The 22,157-nt window shown below is 45.6% G+C and carries 22 protein-coding genes and 1 pseudogene; 9 read left to right on the top strand and 14 right to left on the bottom strand.

From position 1 onward, the window contains the following. Positions 1–68: 68 nt before the first annotated feature. On the top strand, positions 69–611 hold the full coding sequence (locus A9236_RS07135; protein ID WP_071464707.1) for a DUF2889 domain-containing protein: 543 nt from the start codon (positions 69–71) through the stop codon (positions 609–611). On the opposite strand, the gene A9236_RS07130 is transcribed toward A9236_RS07135, so the two are convergent. The 6 genes from A9236_RS07130 to A9236_RS07105 form a co-directional block, all read right to left on the bottom strand. Further along, the gene (locus tag A9236_RS07130; protein WP_071464706.1) at positions 608–1,378 is read right to left on the bottom strand and encodes an SDR family NAD(P)-dependent oxidoreductase; all 771 of its coding nucleotides are present in this window, start codon (positions 1,376–1,378) and stop codon (positions 608–610) included. The two genes, A9236_RS07135 and A9236_RS07130, sit on opposite strands and share 4 nt — an antisense overlap. Positions 1,379–1,395: 17 nt before the next feature. Further along, positions 1,396–2,319 carry an MBL fold metallo-hydrolase gene (locus A9236_RS07125; RefSeq protein ID WP_071464705.1) on the bottom strand — a complete coding sequence of 308 codons (924 nt, stop codon included), beginning with the start codon at positions 2,317–2,319 and terminating at the stop codon, positions 1,396–1,398. Continuing rightward, on the bottom strand, positions 2,320–2,886 hold the full coding sequence (locus A9236_RS07120; protein ID WP_071464704.1) for a lipocalin family protein: 567 nt from the start codon (positions 2,884–2,886) through the stop codon (positions 2,320–2,322). It lies immediately after the preceding gene. 3 nt (positions 2,887–2,889) lie between these two features. After that, positions 2,890–3,852 carry a protein-methionine-sulfoxide reductase catalytic subunit MsrP gene (gene msrP / locus A9236_RS07115; RefSeq protein ID WP_071464703.1) on the bottom strand — a complete coding sequence of 321 codons (963 nt, stop codon included), beginning with the start codon at positions 3,850–3,852 and terminating at the stop codon, positions 2,890–2,892. A 66-nt stretch (positions 3,853–3,918) separates the two neighbouring features. After that, positions 3,919–4,326, bottom strand: a complete 408-nt coding sequence (locus A9236_RS07110) for a BLUF domain-containing protein (RefSeq protein ID WP_071464702.1) — start codon at positions 4,324–4,326, stop codon at positions 3,919–3,921. A 100-nt stretch (positions 4,327–4,426) separates the two neighbouring features. Then, positions 4,427–6,661, bottom strand: coding sequence for an NADP-dependent isocitrate dehydrogenase (locus A9236_RS07105; RefSeq protein ID WP_071464701.1), 2,235 nt, complete (start codon positions 6,659–6,661; stop codon positions 4,427–4,429). A 251-nt stretch (positions 6,662–6,912) separates the two neighbouring features. Here A9236_RS07105 and A9236_RS07095 point away from each other — a divergent pair, with 251 nt between their 5' ends. After that, on the top strand, positions 6,913–8,106 hold the full coding sequence (locus A9236_RS07095; RefSeq protein WP_071464699.1) for an MFS transporter: 1,194 nt from the start codon (positions 6,913–6,915) through the stop codon (positions 8,104–8,106). On the opposite strand, the gene A9236_RS07090 is transcribed toward A9236_RS07095, so the two are convergent. Continuing rightward, positions 8,103–9,119: a DUF6352 family protein gene (locus A9236_RS07090; protein WP_071464698.1), complete on the bottom strand. Its 1,017-nt coding sequence runs from the start codon at positions 9,117–9,119 to the stop codon at positions 8,103–8,105. The genes A9236_RS07095 and A9236_RS07090 overlap by 4 nt on opposite strands. A 74-nt stretch (positions 9,120–9,193) precedes the next feature. Between A9236_RS07090 and A9236_RS07085 the strand changes: the two genes are divergently transcribed. After that, complete coding sequence (locus tag A9236_RS07085; protein ID WP_071464697.1) at positions 9,194–9,541, top strand: FKBP-type peptidyl-prolyl cis-trans isomerase; 348 nt, start codon at positions 9,194–9,196, stop codon at positions 9,539–9,541. A 70-nt stretch (positions 9,542–9,611) separates the two neighbouring features. Here A9236_RS07085 and A9236_RS07080 read toward each other — a convergent pair whose 3' ends face one another. Then, positions 9,612–10,601, bottom strand: a complete 990-nt coding sequence (locus A9236_RS07080; protein WP_071464696.1) for a transglycosylase SLT domain-containing protein — start codon at positions 10,599–10,601, stop codon at positions 9,612–9,614. 517 nt (positions 10,602–11,118) lie between these two features. Between A9236_RS07080 and A9236_RS07075 the strand changes: the two genes are divergently transcribed. Then, complete coding sequence (locus tag A9236_RS07075) at positions 11,119–12,147, top strand: DNA/RNA non-specific endonuclease (protein WP_071464695.1); 1,029 nt, start codon at positions 11,119–11,121, stop codon at positions 12,145–12,147. Here A9236_RS07075 and A9236_RS07070 read toward each other — a convergent pair. After that, entirely contained in the window at positions 12,139–12,381 is a 243-nt protein-coding gene (locus A9236_RS07070; RefSeq protein ID WP_071464694.1) for a DUF3820 family protein, read from the bottom strand. The genes A9236_RS07075 and A9236_RS07070 overlap by 9 nt on opposite strands. A gap of 166 nt (positions 12,382–12,547) precedes the next feature. Here A9236_RS07070 and A9236_RS07065 point away from each other — a divergent pair, with 166 nt between their 5' ends. The 5 genes from A9236_RS07065 to A9236_RS07045 all read left to right on the top strand — a co-directional run bounded on the left by A9236_RS07065 (position 12,548) and on the right by A9236_RS07045 (position 16,133). After that, positions 12,548–13,462 (top strand): DUF6662 family protein, encoded by a 915-nt coding sequence (locus A9236_RS07065; RefSeq protein ID WP_083393435.1) that lies wholly within the window; start codon positions 12,548–12,550, stop codon positions 13,460–13,462. Positions 13,463–13,485: 23 nt separating this feature from the next. After that, positions 13,486–14,034: an FMN-binding protein gene (locus A9236_RS07060; protein ID WP_071464693.1), complete on the top strand. Its 549-nt coding sequence runs from the start codon at positions 13,486–13,488 to the stop codon at positions 14,032–14,034. After that, the gene (locus A9236_RS07055) at positions 14,031–14,849 is read left to right on the top strand and encodes an FAD:protein FMN transferase (RefSeq protein WP_236638762.1); all 819 of its coding nucleotides are present in this window, start codon (positions 14,031–14,033) and stop codon (positions 14,847–14,849) included. Before A9236_RS07060 ends, A9236_RS07055 begins: the two co-directional genes overlap by 4 nt. Beyond that, the gene (locus A9236_RS07050; protein WP_071464692.1) at positions 14,846–15,256 is read left to right on the top strand and encodes a hypothetical protein; all 411 of its coding nucleotides are present in this window, start codon (positions 14,846–14,848) and stop codon (positions 15,254–15,256) included. Before A9236_RS07055 ends, A9236_RS07050 begins: the two co-directional genes overlap by 4 nt. A 61-nt stretch (positions 15,257–15,317) precedes the next feature. Further along, complete coding sequence (locus tag A9236_RS07045; RefSeq protein ID WP_071464691.1) at positions 15,318–16,133, top strand: sulfite exporter TauE/SafE family protein; 816 nt, start codon at positions 15,318–15,320, stop codon at positions 16,131–16,133. An 81-nt stretch (positions 16,134–16,214) separates the two neighbouring features. On the opposite strand, the gene A9236_RS07040 is transcribed toward A9236_RS07045, so the two are convergent. From A9236_RS07040 to A9236_RS07020, 5 genes and pseudogenes are all read right to left on the bottom strand, one after another. Continuing rightward, the gene (locus A9236_RS07040; protein ID WP_071464690.1) at positions 16,215–16,943 is read right to left on the bottom strand and encodes an ABC transporter ATP-binding protein; all 729 of its coding nucleotides are present in this window, start codon (positions 16,941–16,943) and stop codon (positions 16,215–16,217) included. Positions 16,944–16,973: 30 nt separating this feature from the next. After that, entirely contained in the window at positions 16,974–18,902 is a 1,929-nt protein-coding gene (locus tag A9236_RS07035) for an ATP-binding cassette domain-containing protein (protein WP_071465117.1), read from the bottom strand. A gap of 2 nt (positions 18,903–18,904) precedes the next feature. After that, positions 18,905–19,783, bottom strand: coding sequence for a branched-chain amino acid ABC transporter permease (locus A9236_RS07030; RefSeq protein WP_071464689.1), 879 nt, complete (start codon positions 19,781–19,783; stop codon positions 18,905–18,907). A 152-nt stretch (positions 19,784–19,935) separates the two neighbouring features. Beyond that, on the bottom strand, positions 19,936–21,120 hold the full coding sequence (locus A9236_RS07025) for an ABC transporter substrate-binding protein (RefSeq protein ID WP_071464688.1): 1,185 nt from the start codon (positions 21,118–21,120) through the stop codon (positions 19,936–19,938). A 147-nt stretch (positions 21,121–21,267) separates the two neighbouring features. After that, positions 21,268–22,154 (bottom strand): annotated as a pseudogene (locus tag A9236_RS07020) (EamA family transporter). Positions 22,155–22,157: the final 3 nt, after the last annotated feature.

Genomic DNA, 22,157 nt, shown 5'->3' with positions numbered 1-22,157 from the left:
ACCTTTACCTGTTATTGGATCAATTGATTATCATTGATAGACCCAGCAAAGATTTGAATTGATTCCGAATGCTTTCAACACCAAAACCACGTACCCCAATCCATACCCGAGAAATTACCTTCTGCGGCTTTGCCAGAGAAGATGGTCTATGGGATATCGAGGGCCATCTCAAGGACTACAAACCTACGCCATTTGTAACTGGCAATACCACTTGGAAGCCGGGCGAGGCCTTTCATGATATGTGGGTTCGCCTAACAATCAATAACGAGCTAGTCATTCAGGATATTGAGGTGTCGATGGATGCACATCCACACCCAGAATGCCCACAAGTAATTCCACCAATGGATGCACTTGTTGGTGCACGCATTGGAAAAGGTTGGCGCAAAACAATTCAAACGCATTTAGGCGGCATTGCGGGCTGCACCCATTTACGCGAATTACTGAATAGTCTTGCTACTGCTGCCTTCCAATCCATTCCGGGCGCATTATTTGATCCCGATACAAACAAGCCGCCACTTTACCTAGGCACATGTAAGTCTTGGGATTTCAATGGTCCTGTAGTGCTACGCATTTATCCCAAGTTTTATCGCTGGCAAGACCAGAGCTCTTAAAACTCTCCGCGGTATACATTAAACGCATTAGAAGCCTGCTGAACTGGCATGACTTCGAGCACGTTAATATTCATGTGGCTTGGTAGAGTCGCAGACCAGTAAATAGCTTCGGCTACATCGTCAGCACTCAAAGCCTTTACTCCGGTGTAAACCTGACCTGCCTTATCGTCATCCCCCTTAAAACGAACATTAGAGAACTCTGTACCAGCACACATACCTGGCTCAATACAAGTCACGCGCACAGGGGTTCCGATTAAATCAGCACGCAAATTCAAACTAAATTGCTTCACAAATGCTTTCGTCCCGCCATATACGTTGCCACCTGGATAAGGGTAATTAGCTGCGACTGATCCCAAGTTGATCACATGCCCCCGTTTACGCTCCACCATGCCAGGCAAGAATGCGCGACTCATATGTACGAGACCTTTAATATTGGTATCAATCATTTGATCCCAATCACTCAAGATGGCTTTTTGAGCGGGCTCAAGACCCAAGGCTAAGCCTGCGTTATTGACTAGTACCGTCACATTAGTAAATTCAGCAGGTAAAGCAGCTGCCAAAGCATCTACTTTTGCGCTATCGCAAACGTCTACTACTAAGGTTAATAATTTTTTCTGTTGATCAGCAGGTAGAGATGCCTTGAGAGCATCTAAACGCTCTGCCCTTCTTCCGACAGCAATGACCTTGTTCCCATGAGCTAAAAAACGGCGGGCAGTTGCCTCACCAAATCCAGCAGTAGCGCCAGTAACTAAAACGGTATGTTCCATATTTCCTCTTTTGATATTCAAGCTTGATCTATTAAATATTTTCCATCTACAGTGGCTGCTCTAGACTTCACTAAAGCCTGCGGCAACCATGCTGAAAATTCCTCCATACCCATATTCAGCTGATTAGCAGCACTCCTAAGTGCAGGTGTATTGATTATCCAATCATTTACTTCTAACAAGCTCTTGGCACGCCATTCCAATAACTTGTACTTCAATAAGACTTTGGCCCCATGGCGCGCATTGCGATCGGGATCAGATGCCAAATAATCTAGTCTCGAACGTGCCGTAGCAATTGCTTTAATGACGCCTATAAAAGGCATGCCATGCCCCGGTATTACCAGGGATACCGGCAAGCTTTCAATCAAATCTAGGGTTTGTGCAACCTCCTCAAATCCAGACTCGCCCCAAAGCTCAGGAAAGATGACGCCAAAGCCCTCCTCCCATAGAGCATCTGCCGAAATGAGGATGCCGTGTTTTTCCTGATACAGCATGATTGAATGAGGATCATGGCCGGGTGCAGACAGGATCTTCCAAAGATATCTGCCCAAGAGGATTTCTTGCCCCGGAATCAGTAATCCGGAATGCTTAAAGCGAGGGCATTCTTGACCCAAATTGTCATAGCTTAGTAAATCAGTATTCCAATCGTTAACAGCCAACTCTTCTGCAGCGGGAATATAAACCTCACAATCATAAGCATTCATGAGGGCAGCATTACCACCACAGTGATCTGAATGCAGATGAGTATTGACTACCTTAGTTAAGGTAGATAAGTGATGTTTAGCCAATGCATTGTGTACCAAATTCAGCGTCATATTTTGGTGAGCACAATATCCTGTATCCACCAGAGAGACATCTTCTTCACCAAAGTGAAAAATATTATTAGCCGATAGCCAGCCCCTCTCAAATACCTCAATGCCAGGCGGTAAAACATACTGATTCATTTAATTCTTCTGTGGCTGAGTCGTTTGTTGCGTTAACTCTAGCTTACGCACGTCAAATTTCTGGGTCTCTAGACGTTGTAGCAATTCGTCATAAGTCTTTTTATCGGGCTGTGGTGTTCTAGAGAGAACCCAAAGGTATTCTCTTTTGGGATCGCTCACAGCGGCGACTTGATATTGAGGATCTAAATCGATCACCCAGTAATCGCCCCACACCATTGGAATAAAAGAGAGCCATGCGGGAGCGAAGCGTACTTCTAACTTAGGTGAATCTTTAGCGCCGACTTGTCTAGCCTCACCCTCTGCTTGGGTCACTGCACCATCTGCTGTTTTGCAGCTATTAAGCACCTTGAGATTTCCATCTGGCTTAGCTGAGTAAACTGCCTGAGTGTTACTAGCGCATTTTCTTTGAAACCAATTCGGAAATTTAGCAATCTCATACCAAGTTCCCAGGTAACGAGGAACATCAAGAGATGCAATTGTTTTCACCGGCACATCCACTTGTCCATAGCTTGGGAAGCTGATAAACAAAAAGCAAGCGCTAAAAACTGCTGAATAGATTTTGTTCATTGACTAATAGTATTTTTTCAAATCCATGCCGGCATACATGCTAGCGACCTGATCAGCATACCCATTAAACATTTGGGTTTTGATCTTCGGAGCAAACATGCCTTTAGGATCACCAATTCGGCGTTCTGTTGCCTGACTCCAGCGCGGATGATCCACTTGAGGGTTCACATTAGAGTAAAAGCCATATTCGCGGGCATCAAATTGATTCCAACTGGTTTTAGGCATCTCCTCAGTGAACCGAATTTTGACAATCGACTTGGCACTTTTGAAACCATATTTCCAGGGCACCACAATCCGAACAGGTGCGCCATTTTGTTTTGGTAATACTTCGCCATACAATCCAAACGCAAGCAAGGTAAGCGGGTTCATTGCCTCATCCATGCGCAAGCCCTCGCGGTAGGGCCAATCAATAATGTTGCTACTCACACCAGGCATTTGTTTGCGATCTGCTAAAGAAATAAATTCCACGTACTTAGCTGAACCCAGTGGCTCTACTTTATTGATTAACTTAGATAGCGAGTAGCCATCCCAAGGAATCACCATAGACCAACCCTCTACGCAACGCATACGGTAAATACGCTCTTCCATGGGTGCCAACTTCAATAAGGCATCGATATCTAGCGTCATTGGCTTTTTAATCAAGCCCTCAATAGAGATAGTCCAAGGTCGGGTTTGCAAAGTATCCGCGTGGGCAGCTGGATCTGACTTATCCGTCCCGAACTCATAGAAATTGTTATAGCTCGTGACGTATTTATAAGGCGTCATCTCATCTTTAGTGCTGTAGGCTGGGTTTAGAGTGGAGCTCAATTTATCCGGGGTAGCAGCAAGTGCCTGCCTTGAAAACCAAGGTGAGAGTGCCGCACCAAAGCTGCCTGCGGCGGCCGCCTTAATCAGGGCTCGGCGATTCTCAAAAACGGCCTGCGGTGTGATGTCACTTGTCAAAATGGTTTTATCGATATAAGGCATGGCGAACCCCGTTGATGTATTACGACCATTTTGCTACCGATAAGGATTTATTGCTAGGCAGGCGAATTAAATCAGTGCTTCACGCATTTTGTTCAGTAAGGCAAGGCTATGCTTATCCATTCCGCCTACCATTCCAGCTAATACTGGATGGTCCCCAACAAGAGTCTCTCCGCCATAAAACCGCAATAACCAGTCAGGAAAGCTACGCTCAGAAATTTCTCTGATTTCTAAAAGCTCGATTCGGTGGTGGCGCTTATCTTCTTGAATGCGCTTCCATACTTTCATAATGTTAGCGCGCTCACCTTCAATAATTTGACCGAACTGTTGGTTGTCATAAAACAAAATTCCCGTCACACCAAGCTCAAGATTAAAAGCTCTTGCAGATTCCAACAGGCGCATGAGATCCAGAAAGGACATATCAGACACCGCTTCACTCAGGTATGTCAGCTCTACGAGGTCTGTTGGTTTTGGCATGGATCTATCGAATGGGGTATCTAACAACAAAAAGGCAAACTCTCGGGTTTGCCTTTTTATATTAAGCCTAATTCACGTATTAGGCTATCGCTTCTACCTATTAAGCCCTCATTGCCTTTAAAGCTGCATTGAAAGTAGGGCTCGGACGCATCACTGCTTTGCACTTCTCAGAATCGACAACAAAGTAACCGCCAATATCGGCCGGCTTGCCTTGGACAGCCTTTAGCTCTGTCGTAATCTTTTGCTCATTTTCAGCGAGTGATTTAGCCAAAGGTGCAAAGTAGGCCTGCAACTCTTTATCCTCAGTTTGGGCAGCCAAGGCTTCAGCCCAGTACATAGCCAAGTAAAACTGGCTACCACGGTTATCCAGCTCACCTGTTCGCGGAGAAGGCGACTTATTGTTATCCAATAACTTACCAGTAGCTTCATCCAAGGTACGAGCCAAGATCTTCACTTTTTGGTTGCCAGTCTTGTCGCCGATATCCTCTAGAGAGACAGCTAAGGCCAGGAACTCGCCCAAAGAATCCCAACGTAAATGGTTTTCTTCTACGAGCTGTTGAACGTGCTTAGGAGCAGAGCCACCTGCACCTGTCTCGAACAAGCCGCCACCGGCCATCAAAGGCACGATAGAGAGCATCTTCGCGCTGGTACCCAATTCCATAATCGGGAACAAGTCAGTGAGGTAATCACGCAAGATATTGCCAGTAACAGAAATAGTGTCCTTGCCACGAATGACGCGCTCTAAGGTGTAACGCATTGCACGGGTTTGAGACATGATCTGAATATCAACGCCTTCAAGGTCATAGTCCTTAAGATAGGTTTTAACTTTCTTAATCAACTCTGCCTCATGTGGGCGGTACTCATCCAACCAAAATACGGCCGGAGTATTGGAGAGACGTGCACGATTAACTGCCAACTTGACCCAATCACGAATTGGGGCATCTTTACATTGGCACATACGCCAGATGTCACCTTCTTCTACATGTTGCTCAAGCAACACCGTACCATCCTCAGCAACGATACGCGCTACACCCGCCTCTGGAATCTCAAATGTCTTGTCATGTGAGCCGTACTCTTCAGCTTGTTGAGCCATCAAGCCCACGTTAGGCACAGTGCCCATAGTGGTTGGATCAAAGTTACCGTGAGTCTTACAGAAATTAATCATTTCTTGATAGATGCGGGCAAAGGTACTCTCTGGGATCACTGCTTTAGTGTCATGCAAACGACCATCCGCGCCCCACATCTTGCCGCCAACACGAATCATGGCAGGCATCGATGCATCAACGATGACGTCGCTAGGAGAGTGCAAGTTGGTAATGCCTTTAGCTGAATCAACCATCGCTAATGCTGGACGGTGCTCGTGACAAGCATGCAAGTCCTGAATAATTTCTTCACGCTTGGATTCTGGCAAGGTTTTGATCTTCTCGTAGAGACTGCTCATGCCGTTATTGGCATTCACACCTAACTCTTCAAACAACTTAGCGTGTTTCTCAAAAGCATCTTTATAGAAAATCTTCACGGCATGCCCGAATACGATCGGATGAGAAACCTTCATCATGGTTGCCTTCACGTGCAAGGACAACATCATGCCGGTTTTATAAGCATCGTCGATTTCTTTTTCATAGAACTCGCACAAGGCTTTCTTGCTCATATACATACTGTCGATAATTTCACCAGCCAGCAAAGCAGTCTTTGGCTTGAGGACAATCGTTTTACCGCTCTTGGTCACTAAATCCATGGCGACATTACAGGCCTTTGTCATCGTCATTGACTTCTCACTCGAGTAGAAGTCGCCACCATGCATATGAGAAACGTGCGTACGAGAAGCTTGGCTCCACTCGCCCATAGAGTGTGGGTTCTTACGCGCATAACGCTTGACAGCGGGCGGTGCTCGGCGGTCAGAGTTACCCTCACGCAACACTGGGTTTACTGAGCTACCTAAGCACTTGGAATAACGGGCGCGGATCGATTTTTCTTCATCCGTTTTAGGATCATCTGGAAAATTCGGGATCTTGTATCCCTTAGCTTGCAATTCTTTAATGGCTGCGAGCAACTGTGGAACAGATGCGCTGATGTTTGGCAACTTAATAATATTAGTGTCTGGCAACAAAGTCATTTTGCCCAGCTCAGCCAAATTATCTGGAACTTTTTGCTCAGCAGATAAACAATCAGAAAACTCGGCCAAGATACGTGCAGCAACAGAAATGTCGCTCTTCACAATCTCTACTCCAGCAGGCGCTGTAAAAGTGCGGATGATTGGCAAAAATGCGCAAGTCGCCAAAAGCGGCGCTTCATCTGTCAGCGTGTAAATAATCTTTGATTTCTCTGAAGCCATTAACGTTTCCTCGATATTGATAAATTTACAGAGTCAGGTTTTTACCCTGCCACTCTCATATTCCGCATTTTGCAAATCGCTTTTAGCAGGTCTGTTTTATAGGCCTTTTTGCCAATGAGGCGAGTCTTCAATTTTAAATCATCGAGATTGCCAAAAAGGGGGGATTTGCACCCCAAACCCGCAGATGTTGCCCAATTTAAGGGAATCCCCCGAGATAGCGGGGATGACAAATTCACCTTAAACTGCATGTCATGTCCAGCAAGCACCCTTTACTCAATAAAAACCTAGTGCTACTGATTATTTGCCAAGGTCTATTTCTAACCAATAACGTTACCTTTATCGCCATTAATGGCCTAGTGGGGTTCAGCTTAGCGCCACTGAGCTGGATGGCCACCCTACCCGTCATGGGCTATGTTGTTGGGGCTGCTTTTTCCACCTCTATTGTTGCCAAATCCCAAAACCGATTTGGGCGCAAGACCTCTTTCCAGCTAGGGCTCTTAGTGGCGATGCTATCCGCCCTGGTGTGCGCTTATGCAGCGTTTAGCAGAAACTTTTGGCTCTTGGTAGCTGGCACTTTTATCGCCGGCTATTACAGCGCCAACGGACAGCTTTATCGGTTTGCAGCTGCGGAGCTAACCGAAGTCAGCCAGCGTGACAAGGCAGTCTCATGGGTGCTTGCTGGAGGCATTCTGGGAGCAGTTATTGGACCTAATTTAGCCTCCTGGACTCGCAACCTCTTCGATACCGCCTTCTTGGGCGCCTACCTCACACTCTCGATTGCCGCTTTGATTGGAATTTTGCTTATGCAGTGCATCCATTTTCCAGAAGAATTTAAAACCCAACATTCCCTTTCGGATGGGCGCCCCCTCAAGAGCATTCTTCAACAGCCCGTCTTTATGGTTGCCGTTATTGGTGCTGCATTGGGCTACGGGGTGATGAATCTTCTCATGGCAGCAACCCCCTTAGCCATGCAAATCTGTGGCTTACCCTTCTCAGATACCGCCCTCGTTCTGGAGTGGCACGTCATTGGCATGTTTGCTCCAGGATTTTTTACAGGCGCCCTTATTCAACGTTTTGGCGCTCTCAAAATGATGGGTGTTGGCGTAAGCCTTAACTTTCTCTGCATATGCATTGCACTCACCGGTACCGATCTTCACCAGTTCTTCATTGCACTATTCATGCTAGGAGTGGGATGGAACTTTTTGTTCACTGGTTCAACATCTTTAGCAATGACAGCCTACAAACCAAATGAGCGAGATAAAGCGCAGGCGTCTATCAACTTCTTTGTATTTGGGACCATGGCATTTACCTCATTTGGATCTGGCGCACTCATAACTTCACAAGGCTGGAATATCCTCAATCTAGGATCACTTATTCCAGTCATCATTACTGCTGCAGCACTAATTTGGCTGGCAGGCGTAAACAAGAAAACCCAAACAGCTTAAGAAACTTTTGCGAGTGGTAAATTAAATAATAAGTTTTGCGGCTTTAACTTTAACTGCTGCTGCTCATTTGCAGCAATTGCCATGTAGACTGGCTTGCCTTGCTGAGCTTTGGTAACCGCAGCTTCATCGATAAAGTCCAATCGAAATAAACAAATCACTTTCTCAAGCTCATCAGACTCAACAGACTCCTTGTTGTAGAGCTTATTTAATATTGCTGTCGCTGATGCGTCTAAGCCTACATGCCATGACCATTTAGGATCGCTGATTTGCTGCATCGGCGTAATGCGCACTGCAATCCCGAGGAAATGTGCAATCCATTTTTCTAACACGCGGCAAAAATGACTAATAGGCTCATGCCCAAAATTAAGTTGGACAGCAAAATCAAATCCTTCATTACGCGCCCAATATTCAGCAGCATTTTCTTCATATAAAACATCGAGATCAGCCGAGCGAGTCAACATCGATTTGCCTTTGAGCAAGTCCATAATATTTCCAGACTCACCTGCCTGCGCATTACGCGAGACCACCTCTTCATCCGCACCCATAACAATACTGTCCTCAAGGACGGTAATTTTCTGAGTCCGAAAGAATAGTTCTCCCATGCGCACTTCAAGTGGATGTGCATTCTCACCCAAAATGTGTCGTACAAACATCTGCGCTAATTGCATCACAAATAAAGGCGGCACATCAACACCATCGCCTTTAAAAAGACTCATGTAGAAAGCTTCTAAGGAGCTCGCTGCTAATAGACGTGAGCGATAGCGCAACCAGACCCGATAGTTTTCCTGAATATCCAGATCAGCCATAGCCGCAATATCCTGATCGGCAATTTGAGCACGGGGGTTTTCGGTAAGGCGCTGGTGGAGTAAATGTTCAGCCTCGCATGATTCAGCGACTAAGCTAAGCTCAGGCCTCAATAAATAGGTGCGCAAAAAGTCGTCTGTTACCAATAGCTGTCCATCTGGGCTTGGTAGTAGGGTTTGATAGGCAGAATTGAGCCAGTAATTGGTCATGTTGTAAGCTTGAAGTAAGAATCTAAAGCTCAGAATATACTAGCCGATCAATTTGTACCCAATAGGAAAACATCATGACTGAACTCAAAAAAATCGACACCGTTGTTGGTGAAGGCAAGGAAGCTACCGCCGGCAATCACGTTGACGTGCATTACACCGGCTGGCTTTTTGACGAAAAAGCGCCCGACCATAAAGGTCAAAAGTTTGATAGCTCACTCGATCGCGGCCAGCTTTTTAGCTTTCCTTTGGGCGCTGGTCACGTGATTAAGGGTTGGGATGAAGGCGTTGCTGGAATGAAGATCGGCGGTAAGCGTACTCTCATCATTCCCTCTGAAATGGGCTATGGCGCACGTGGCGCTGGTGGAGTGATACCCCCAAATGCCACACTCGTATTTGATGTTGAGTTACATGGGGTGAACTAAGTAAGGTCGCCTTCCGCTAAATAAAAAGCCACCCAAGGGTGGCTTTTTTAATCCGTCATTATTAATTCAATTAGGAGCGTAAATCTTTGCCATTTAAGGTCAAGCGGTTTATAGAACGCGTCTGGCAAAGGCCAATTAAGCGACTGCGTTCTGCCATGACCTTATCAGCGTAACCACCATCATCTTCCGCATTAGCAGCGCCCACGTAGAACTTGAGGCCATTACGTAAAGAGCCTGCAGTAGCAATGAGGTACTTCAAGATATAGGCGCCCACCCGAATATTTACTTCAGGCTTAACTGCTTGTTGTGTACCACCATAAAGCGCATATTTTTCACGGTGCACTGAAGTCATTACCTGCATGAGGCCTTCAGCACCAGCTTGACTCTTGGTATTGGGATTGAAGTTGGACTCTACAGAGATCACCGCCAATAACAATACCGGATCAATATTCACTTCTTTGGCAATCAAAATCGTGTTTGACACATACTCTTCAATCTTGGCGCGATCGAGGCTGTATTTCTTTTCAAAGAAATCAGCAACAGCACGTTGATTCTGAATAGAGCCCATCAAATTGCTATCCAAGGCTTGTGGATCAATCTTGGAGGTTGGAATGCGGTCAGCCAAATGAGAGATAGACTTCACCGGCACTTGAGCGACGGAGGGCATCAATAGTGCTACGGTTTGTTGCTTCGCAGATGCCAAGCCGGAATTATTGGGTTTTGACTTGTTATAGATAACAGCCGCAATCTCGGTCTCAGGCGCAGATGAAGAGGCTACTTCATTGCCGCTCTTGTATTGATCGAGCATGCCAAAACCGTTGCTCCAAACAATGTTACGAGCTTCATCAGGGACTAGTACACGAGCTAAGTCAAATGGACCTGCATTAGTACCGTTACCCGAAAGCCAAAGACCTACCACCATGAATACAGTCACAACGAGTAAGCCATTGATGACTCGATACACTGGAGCCATAGCGTGGGCTAGCAGTTCTTTAGCAGCCAGCATTGCTGATTGCTCCCCCTGCATCTCACTCAAATTGTTAGATAAACATTTACTCATTCAATTTTTACGACACCTTCAAAACCGCTGAACTTACTGTCCTGCTGATTTATGCTGCATCGCAATATATAAAAAACATGGGTCATCCTAAAAAGGTTCTTATATCAAGTCAAGAATAAAGAATGGCATTTCAATAACTTTTAGGTCTTGAAATACGGGAGATCCCGAATATATCCTGAAAAATAGATAATTTATCTATATATTTCAATAGCTTAGCTATGTTAGGGCGCACTAATTTCATTTTATAAAAAATTGTCTAAATTCTGACTTTTTTACTATTTGGAATGAAAAATCATCCCTAAAAACCATACATCTAGTATTTTCAAGTCCGCAAATTTCTACCCATAGTGACAGCTAGTAAATGTTGCAAGGCATTATTTTTAAAGGCCATTGCTGGTTTAGAGGAGCACGCCAGCCCAGCTACCGAGCAAATTAGTACTCGCTGAAGGGCTAATAAGTCAGCGAGCTAAGAAAAAAGATTTAGGCTACTTAAAGCCAGCCCCTACACTGATAAACAATGAAATTGAAACGCAAACTCCTGACTCTTGCAGCCCTTCTTGCTTGCTTGCTAGCTCCTATCAGGGCTTTTGCTCTCTTTGAAGCATGTAATGAGCTCTTTCCAAACCAACAGGTGCCTATAACTACCCAGGCTGGACGGGATCTTTGCTTTGATAGCTTTGCGGTTTATTACTCATCGCAAGATAAGAAACCAATCTACACAGTTGAGAAGCTGAGTCGCGAGCAACTGCTGGCTCCGCACCCCCGCAGAAGTAACCAGTTCTATGAGGAGGCAAGGCTGCCATATTCAGAACGCGCCCTACTTTCTGACTATCGAGGTAGCGGCTACGACCGTGGCCATAATGCCCCAGCGGGTGATATGAGCAACGAGCGAGCCATGGCACAGTCATTCTCGCTAGCCAATATGATGCCCCAGGCTAGGCAGAATAATCAGGGCATCTGGGCCAAGAATGTAGAGGAACCGACCCGGCTTTATGCCAAAAGAGCGGCTGGCGATATATATGTTTTTACTGGCTCCACTGGAAATCAAGGAAGCATTGGTAGAGGTCAGGTAACGATTCCAAGCCATCTGTATAAATTGGTTTACGACCCGAATAAAAATTTGGCGTGGGCTTATTGGATTGAAAACACCAATGAGGCTCGAATGTCCCCGCCGATCTCTTATGCAGATTTAATAGAGAAGACGGGAATCGATTTTCAATTGCCGTTGAATAAGGACCCTTCGCAGACCCAAGCAATCGCCCCCAATGCCAAGCCAAATAAGGCCGTTCTTGGCGGGTGGTACCCCGTATTTTTTGATGTGTACTCGCCAGAAAAGGTCAATGGCATCGTTACCCGCATTCGGGAGGGAAAAGTGGCAAGCATTCAGATTCAATATGACCGCAATGAAGAGCTAGCCAAACGGATCGCCTCGCAAATTGAATCGCAAACCGCCTTATTCATCAGTCCTATTCAAAGCAGCCCACCAGATATCCCTGGTGTTACCTACGAACGCAATCGCGTTACTGCCATCATTCGCTCAAAGTAGTTTTGATTTAGCTTGCAGGCCATGCGCCCGCTGAATGGGTGCAAGCAATCCGCGCAATCCATTGTGATCTAGGGTGTGCATTAACTCTAGCAACTCGCCTATTTCACCCTTCGGAAATCCTTCGCGTGCAAACCACGCTAAATAATTTCCTGGCAAATCTGCCAAAGCTCTCCCTGCATGCTTACCGTAAGGCATTTTCATGAGTACGAGTTTTTCTAGTGCTTGTGAATCCATTGAAGTGAAATCTTACAAGGGAATACAAATCACCCTACAAATTTAGCCATTTATTCAGAGAAGGTCTTTTAACCACTTGAGAATCATTCTCATTTGATTTGCTATATTGAGAACCGTTCTCATTTAAGTTTTAGCCACTTCTTTCAACCCCTTCTCTCGAATAAATATGAAACTGACCATTCAAAAACTGATTGCCTTTAGTCTCGTCCTCGCTGCCACCTTACATTTCTCATTAGCTCATGCTGGTGAAGGTGTCTTTGGATGGATCTATACCTTAGATCTTCAACCAAAAGATAAATTGGAGTTTGAACAACGACTGCAACTAAACCAAACACAAGCATCTGGTACTTATGATGCTTGGACAGCAAGAACCGAGCTGGAATATGGCGTAACCAATGATTTGCAAATTGCAGGCTATATCAATTCGTACTACACCGATGCCAATCAAAATTACACCAATCCAGAGGCATGCGGTGATACACCCACCTGCACAGGCGGCTATGGGGTACCTTCATCTCATGATCCCTCAACTGCTTATAGAAAGAGTGGCATTGAAGGCGGGTCTCTTGAGGCGATTTACCGCATTACCAATCCAGTGACTTCACCTGTTGGTATTGGTCTTTATTTAGAGCCAAGCTGGGGTAGGAATAAGGATGAAATTGAAGCTCGCTTATTACTGCAATCTAACTTTATCGATGATCGTTTAGTAGTAGCAAGTAACGTTGTTGTTGCTAATGAACGATTAAAGTTTATCGAGAATGGCAATGTTCCTGAATCGATGCTCGATATCTTAGTTGGAGCTAGCTATCGCTTTGCTCCCAAATGGTCAGCTGGCGTAGAAGCCCGTTTCCATAATGACTACTCAGAGCTCAATTTACGCAATCAAGTACAGCGCGCCACCTTTGTCGGCCCCAATTTGCACTATGCCGCAAAGGATTGGTGGGTAACTGGTGCCTGGCGCTATCAGCTTGCTGGTGGGACTTGCATGGGTGGCGGCGAAGCGGAATGCTCCAATGCCCGGGTATGGGATAGCCACTCGGTTAATGAATACATCCTCAAAGTGGGCTTTCCACTCAACTAAGCCATAGAGTAGAAATCAATCCAATGAACTGGAAACCATCTCCCTGTGCCCTAGCTGGGTTAGCGCTATTGACGGCCCCCATCATTGTTCAAGCGAAGATTTATATCTCCAGCGAGCAAGCCCAGCAAATTCTGTTCCCAAATGCATTATTGAGTAAATCTCCCCTCATCATTACTGATGACCTACAAGAAAGAATGCGGGCGGCATCTAGTATTCGCCACCCCTTTCGGGGAGATCGCATTTGGCAATCATCTAATGGCGGCTGGTTCGTGATCGACGAGGTCGTAGGCAAGCATGAAATGATTACTTACGCTGTCGCTCTCAATGCCAAAGGAAGCATTACTGGCGTTGAGATATTGGAATACCTTGAGTCCTATGGCTATGAGGTGGCAGAGGCTCAGTGGCGCAAACAATTTGTAGGTAAAACTTCAGTAGACCCCATCAAGCTCAATCAAGATATTCAGAATATTGGTGGGGCGACTTTGTCATGCAAACATTTGACTGATGGCGTTAAGCGAGTAACTGTGCTTTATGAGCTGGCTCTCAAGAATATTCCAGTACAAACCAAATGATGATGCGTTGTAAACCACTATTGGGTACTTTTGTTGAAATCGTGGTCGATCAGGAGGATTGCCAAATACCAATTGATCGTGCGTTCTCTGTCATTCAAAAGATTCAAGAGCTCATGGGTTTTCATAACCCCAATAGCGAACTGAATCGCATCAATCATCTTGCTCACCAAAAAGCAGTAGATATTCATCCTTGGACAGCACAAGTCTTATGTATTGCCAAAAAGATATATCGCCATTCTGGTGGCTTGTTTAATTGTGGAATTGGTCACCGACTAGTGGCGGCTGGTTTGCTGCCTCGCCATATCACCTTTAGCAACCATGATCTTGGTGGCATCGAAGATATCAGTTTTCTCGCGCCAGAGCTCATTATCTCTAGGCGTCCAGTATGTTTAGATCTTGGGGGTATTGCCAAAGGGTTTGCAGTAGATATGGCAGTCAAGATACTCATCTCTGAAGGCGTCTTTTCTGGTTCAGTCAATGCCGGAGGAGATCTGCGAGTGTTTGGTGAATCTTCTTGGCCTATTCATATCCGCAATCCAAGACAGCCCTCGGAGTTACTCGAAATTGGCACCCTGCAAAATGCAGCACTAGCTACCAGTGGTTTGTATTTTGCAAAACGAGATGAACAACATAGTCACCTCATTAATCCTTTATCACAAGAAGAATCAACTCTTCAATCAAGAGACTCCTATTCAGTATTGGCAAAAGAATGTATCTATGCAGATGCTCTAACAAAAGTCCTGGCCCTATCTCAAAATCAACATCATCCCTGCTTTAAGAAATTCTCAGCTCAGGCCATCAGGATTGCTACATGAGTCGCCTAGGGAAAATGCCGGTATGGCAAAAGTGGTTTGTCACTTCTGGGATGATGATTTGCTCTCTTACTGGGGTCATCTACCTCCTCGGACATGAACTACAGATTAATCGAGTATTGCTAGGCAACCATAATGTATTAGCAATACATGGGATTGCTGCAATATTTGCAACACTGGCACTTGGATCAATACTGCCTTTTCACCTTAAGGCAGGTCTCAAGTCAGGACGAAAATGGCATAGTGGATTTAGCCAACTAAGCCTCTTAAGTGCATTAATCATTTCTGGAGCGCTACTCTATTACGGCCCAGAATGGATGCGAGATACGGTGATTGATGTGCACTCGGTTATTGGCTTGCTATTCTTTGCCATCTTTCTTATGCACCAACCCATCAGACTTCGAGAATAGGGAGTGGTACAGCCGCTAATTAAGGCATAAAAGAATTCATTCCCCTATAAAATCTAGTGGAATGGATAACTCAATCATCAGCCCATTGCTGGGCGTATTAGTAGGCCTATTGATGGGTCTTACTGGCGCTGGAGGCGGAATTCTGTCCGTACCGCTCTTGGTATTTGCCCTGCACATGAATATGGTGGATGCCAGCCCTATTGCTCTTTGTGCAATTGCACTTGCAGCAAGTGTGGGCGCCCTTCTGGGACTAAAAAATAATCTCTTGCGCTATAAAGCAGCGATCTTCATGGCTAGCTTTGGGGTGATATTAGCCCCTCTGGGTTTTTGGCTTGCTAATCACATTCCCAATGGCCCATTGCTATTAATTTTTAGTGCCGCTCTTTTTTATTCTGCATTGAGTCAATATGTAAAAGCACGTCAATCTATTCTCGGAATTCCAGATTCTTTGCGGCAAGCACCACCTTGCTTAATAGATCCTGCTATTGGTAAATTTAATTGGAATGTCCCCTGCGCAAAAGCACTTCTTATGACGGGCGGCCTAGCAGGATTTTTATCTGGACTGCTTGGAGTCGGTGGTGGCTTCATCATCATTCCCGCTCTAAAACGGTATACCAATTTATCTGCACAATCTATTATCGTCACCTCATTAGGGGTGCAAGCCTTGGTATCTGGCGGAAGCGTCGCCTACTCCGCAGCATCCGGTAATGTGAATTTTCTGATTGCCGCCCCGTTTTCTCTGGGGGCACTAGCAGGACTACTCATAGGGATGATGATAAGTAAAAAACTGAGTGGGCCTCGTTTGCAGCAAGTATTTGCAGTGATGGTTTTTGCTGTTGCAATCAGCCTCACTATTAAGGGCCTTCGTGTCTTTTGAAAAACCAGTTTGTATTGCTTACTACTAAAGAAAAAGCCCTTATTTCTAAGGGCTTTTTTCTATAACTACTAAGGTAATTTCTTAGTGGCCACCTGCTCCACCCAAGTATGCCGCCTTAACTGCCGGGTCATCCTTGAGCTTACTTGCTGGACCATGCGTAGCAATCTTGCCATTCTCTAATACATAGCCGTAGTCAGCCACGTTCAGAGCTGCAGCAGCAAACTGCTCGACCAGTAGCATCGTTACACCTTGTGATTTGAGATTAGAAATAATCTTAAAAACCTCTTCTACCAAAATTGGCGCAAGGCCCATTGAAGGCTCATCCAACAGAATGATCTCTGGGTTCAGCATCACGGCACGAGCCATAGCCAACATTTGCTGTTCTCCACCGGACAAAGTACCAGCCAACTGATTGCGACGCTCTTTGAGGCGCGGGAACATCTCTAAGGCCTTATCTAAATCATGCTTGATATCACCCTTTGGGCGGCTACCAGTAAAGCGTGGAAATGCGCCCAGCAATAAATTGTCAGTGACTGACATGGTAGTAAAGACACGACGGCCTTCAGGACTATGAGCCAAACCTAGGCGAGCAATTTTATGAGAGTCATAACCATCAATTTTTTCACCACCTAAAGTAACTTCACCTGCAGTTGGCTTAATCATGCCGGTAATAGCACGCATTGTGGTGGTTTTGCCGGCACCGTTAGAGCCAATCAAAGTAATTACTTGACCCTTAGGTACATCAATATTGATGCCATGGAGGACTTTAACTTTACCGTAGCCTGCTTCAAGATTCTTAATAGATAACATGGTATTTACCGATTCAATAGGTTCTAGTGATTAAGCGCCCAAGTAGGCATGAATCACCTTCTCGTCTGCCTGAACTTCAGCTGGCTTACCTTCTGCAATCTTCTGACCGAAGTCCAACACAGAAACGGTATCGCAAACTGACATCACTACGTCCATGTGATGCTCAATCAGGATGAAAGTAATGCCGTTATCACGAATCTTACGAATGATGCGCAAGAGTTCCTGAATATCGGGAGCAGTCAAACCAGCGGCTGGCTCATCCAAGAGGAGTAATTCTGGGTCAAGGGCTAATGCACGGGCAATCTCAAGCAAGCGCTGCTTACCGTAAGGCAAATTGCGCGCCTCTTCGTTTGCTAAATCATCCAAGCCAACAAACTTGAGCAGAGCCATAGCGCGAGCATGCGCTTCAGCTTCTTCACGCTTGTAACGTGGGAGGTGCAAAGCAATTTCCACCATATTAGATTTGAAGGTGTGATGCAAACCGACCAAAATATTTTGGATGGCAGTCATTTCACCAAAGAGCTGAACGTTCTGGAAGGTACGGGCAATACCAGACAAGGCGATGTCAGAGGAAGTTTTGCCAACAACGCTCTCACCTGCATACAAAACGTTACCCGCTGTCGGAACATAAATACCAGTCAATACGTTCATCATCGTGCTCTTACCGGAACCGTTTGGTCCGATCAAACCATGAATGGTGCCGCGCTTAATGCTGAGATCCACTTTGTTCAAGGCCTTCAAACCACCAAACTGCATTAATACAGAATCTACCTTTAAGAGTTCTGCACCGGCATTTTGATTACCAACAGCGCTGATGAAGCTAATGGAGTCATCCACTACTTCAGCATCACCGCCACGAACAGTTTTTGCCTTACCCGCAATAGATTGATAGAAGCTCTTTGCAAAACCAACGATACCATTTTGCAAGTAGTACACCACCAACAAAATCATGAAGCCAAAAATACTTAGGCGCCAGTCTGCAATACTATTGAGCCAAAAAGAAAATACTGCTAAGCCAACTACGCCAGCAACCGGGACTACCACACGCCTTGGAGTTGTGACCTTCTTGGACAGAGCCATTGCAGCACCAATCACCACCACGACTGCAATGATCGATGCCACGATGCGGAATAGATTGATGTCATCGAGCAGTTTTGGCAACAGAACAATAATCGCTGCACCAATCGCTGCACCTAAGCGTGACTTACGTCCACCCATGATGATGCCAAGCAAAAAGAGGACGGCCAGTTCATTGTTGTAGGTGTTGGGCGAGATGTATTGCTCAGAATAGGCATACAAGCAACCAGCCAAGCCTGCAAAGCCTGCGCTAATGACAAATGCAATCACTTTAAAGCGGTATACAGAAACGCCCATACAGTCACAAGCAATCGGGCTATCACGCAAAGCTTCAAAAGCACGACCCATTTGTGATTTTACCAAGCGGTCAATGACAATGAGGGCTAGGATGCAGAATACCGCTACCAACCAGAAGTATTCGGTAACGTTCATTGGCGCTCCCATCAGCTCTGGCAAGGTTAACTTAATACCCAACGGCCCCTCAGTTAACCAAGTCATTTCATTAATGAGAATTTGGGCAATCGTTCCGAATGCCAAAGTCACCATCGCCAAATAAGGACCTACGACTTTCAATGCTGGTAATGCCAGGATCCCGCCAAAGAAGGCAGTAACAACAATCGATGCTGGAATGGTTATCCAAATTGGCCAGCCCAGCTGGAAAAACAAGATGCCAGCAGTATATGAACCAATACCAAACAATGCAGCGTGACCCAAAGATACTTGACCTACATAGCCGACCACAATATCCAAACCAAACAAAAGAATGGTGTAGATCAGAATTGTTTCTGCTAAATGGATGTAATAGGGATTCTGCAGAACTAATGGCAAGCAAAATAAGCCAGCTATCGCAATTAATAGAGGAATGGAGGACTTCAATTTCATCATTAAACTTTCTTAATTGCAGATTTGCCGAAGAGACCAGATGGTTTGTATGCCAATACAAGCAACAGCAAAATCAAACCTGGAACATCTTTGTAACCAGTAGAGATATAAAAGCCAGTAGCTGTTTCAACAATACCCAGAATCAAACCACCCACAATGATTCCGAGGCCGCTTGATAATCCGCCAATGATCGCAACCGCGAAAGCCTTTAAACCTAGGGCGCCGCCCATGGTTGCGCCAGTTAATGTCAAAGGCGCAATCAAGACGCCAGCAAACGCTGCGGTCAATGAGGACAAGGCGTATGAGAAGGTGATCACCATGCTGGTGTTGATGCCCATTAAGCCAGCAGCATCACGATCATTTGCAGTAGCAACTACTGCTTTACCGTAAATTGTTTTACGGTTAAAGAATTCAACCAATAACATCATCACCAACGCACCCACCACAACTAATATTTCCATTGGCAAAATATTAGCGCCCAAGAAGCTCATCGGCTCCATTGGCAAAGGAGATGGGAATGGCAATGCATCACGACCCCAAATATTTTCAGCAACGTTCTTGAAAATAATACCGAGTGCAATTGTGGACATAATCCAGCCGAACTCAGACTTTATTTTGATTGCAGGACGCACACCAATCAACTCAACAAAGCTACCTTGGATCATGCCGAAGATACAAACAATGGGAATCATGGCCCAGTAGTTCATGCCAAAGGTATCGACGCAGGTCAAACCTACCAGTGCACCTAACATCAAGGCTTCACCCTGACCGAAGTTCAATGTGCCCGATGTGGCAAAAGTAAGCTGGAAACCGAAAGCGATCACCGCATAGATCATCCCCACCGCGATACCGCTTGAGAGGATTTGTGCAAGCATGTCCATTGTTATTGGCCTAAAAGATACTTAAAACTGTTTTATTGACGAATCCGACATTGTAAGCAAAACGCCGCTCTGACGGCGGCGCTTTGCATTCAAAAATGTTGCAGTGCAAAAAGTACTGACTTGCACATGAACTACAAGAATTACTTCTTCTATTACTTCTTCTTAGCCGTTGCATCCTCAGCATTCAAGAACTGAACACGGCCGCTCTCAACCACGCCCATAACAACGTCTTTTGCCTTGATTGCTTCATGGTCGGTTGCAGAGTATGGCTTGTTATAGGTAATTACAACGCCATCAACCGGGGTCTTGAGATCTTGCAATGCCGCCAAAATCTTTGGCCCTTCAGTGCTGTTTGCTTGCTTGATTGCAGCAGCCAAAAGGTAAACAGAGTCATAACCTTGAGCAGCAGAAACAGGTGATGCGATGATGCCATTCTTAGGCTTGAAATCTTTTAAGTACGCATCAACGAAAGCTTTACGCTTAGGCGTTGTTGCTGGTTGTTGAATAAAAGTTTCTGGCATTGTTGCGCCATCACCATTCTTACCCGCAGTATCAATAAAGCTAGCCATAGACAATGTCCAGCTACCAATAATTGGCTTCTTCCAACCTAACTTTGCCATACCGTTGGCAATTTGTGCTAACTCAGGTCCAATTGCATAAGTCAATACTACATCTGCACCAGCATTTTTTGCCTTCAGTAACTGTGAAGTCATATCGACGTCGCCAATATTGAACTTTTCAGTTGCCACTGGGGTTATGCCGTAACCCTTCAGCGCTTTCTCTAAGTCCTCGCGACCCAATTGACCGTAGTTTGTTGAGTCAGCCAAAATCGCCACCTTCTTTAGGCCACGCTTTTCAACTGCTTCCTTTGCAATCATCGGTGCTTGAATATTGTCAGCAGCTGCTGTCCGGAAAACATAGTTCTCCTGAGCATTTGGGAACTGATGAGTGATCAATGAACCCGTTGCTACGTTATTAATTACAGGGATCTTTGCTTCTTGATAAAAGCGCTGTGAAGCCAAAGCAACACCAGTGTTGATATAACCGAGAGTAGCAACTACTTTCTCGTTGTTAATAAATTCCTGAGTAATTTGTACGCCGCGCTCGTTCTTGGCTTCGTCGTCACGCTCAACTAAAACGAGTTTATTGCCGTTAACACCACCGGCAGCGTTAATTTCTTTAGCTGCCAAACGCACGCCATCACGCATACTTACACCCATTGAGGATGAGCCGCCTGTGAATGGACCAATAACACCTACTTTGATATCAGCGGCGTAAGCGCCAGTTGCGAGCAGCGCAGTAGCAGCTACTGCAAAAATGTGATGACGAATCTTCATAAAGTCTCCATGACTAAAAGTGCTATTGAATAAATAATTTTTATAGGTAGTACAAATAACGAATTGTTATCTTACTGTTAATGCATGGCCAAAAAAAGGGTTTTGTATTAGGGTTTTACACTAGCTCTCAGGGCCAGTGAGGCGCGATCAACAGTAGCGTGTAAGGCGGTTCCGCAGACTTGGCCAAAATAAATTGACCACCAAACCAGCGATTACCAAACTCGCCGCCAATACTTTCCACGCCGGCAATGGCTCAGCCAGGAAAAAGGCTGATGCCCCCATCCCAAATATGGGCACTAATAATGGTGCTGGTGCGACTACGGCGGCAGGATGCTTAGAGAGCAACCAGGCCCAGGCACCGTAGCCAAACAGGGTATTGCCCCAGGACTGCCAAAACACTCCAAGCCAAGCACTCAAAGGCGCAGAAGTCAGTGAGCTACTCATGGATCCCCACCCTCCTTCGAATATGAGGGCAATAGCAAAAAGGGGTGGAATGGCATAAACGCTAGCCCACACCACATAAGAAAGCATGTTGATGGCTCCTGCACGCCGGCTGGCAGTATTAGCGATACCCCAAGAAAAGCCGCAAAATACCACTAGGGCCAATCCTAGAACGGTTGTGGTGGCATCGGTATGCACTGCAATAATTCCCAGACCAATCATGGCGATACCTACTGCCACCGCTTGATAGAGCTTCAGTCGCTCTTTAGCAAACAGCATGGCAAAACCAATCGTGAAAAATACCTGGGTCTGAATGACCAAAGAAGCCAAACCAGGAGAAATATACCCATCGATCGCGTAGTAGAGCACTCCGAATTGACCTACCCCTACAGCCAAGCCATAAACACAAAGGTTGATCCAAGACACCTTTGGCCTTGGTAACAAAAGTGCAGCCGGCAGAAATGCAAAAACATAACGAAGTGCGGCAAATAAAAATGGTGGAAAGCTCGCCAAGGAGATTTTGATACAACTACAAAATTGGTGCCCCATACGGCTACGATTGCTAAAGCCAGGAGCAGATGACTTGCTGGCAACTG

This window comes from Polynucleobacter sp. QLW-P1DATA-2, assembly GCF_001870365.1.
Taxonomy (GTDB): Bacteria; Pseudomonadota; Gammaproteobacteria; order Burkholderiales; family Burkholderiaceae; genus Polynucleobacter.
Note: the sequence above shows the minus strand (reverse complement) of the source record. Positions and strands in the feature narration are given on the sequence as shown.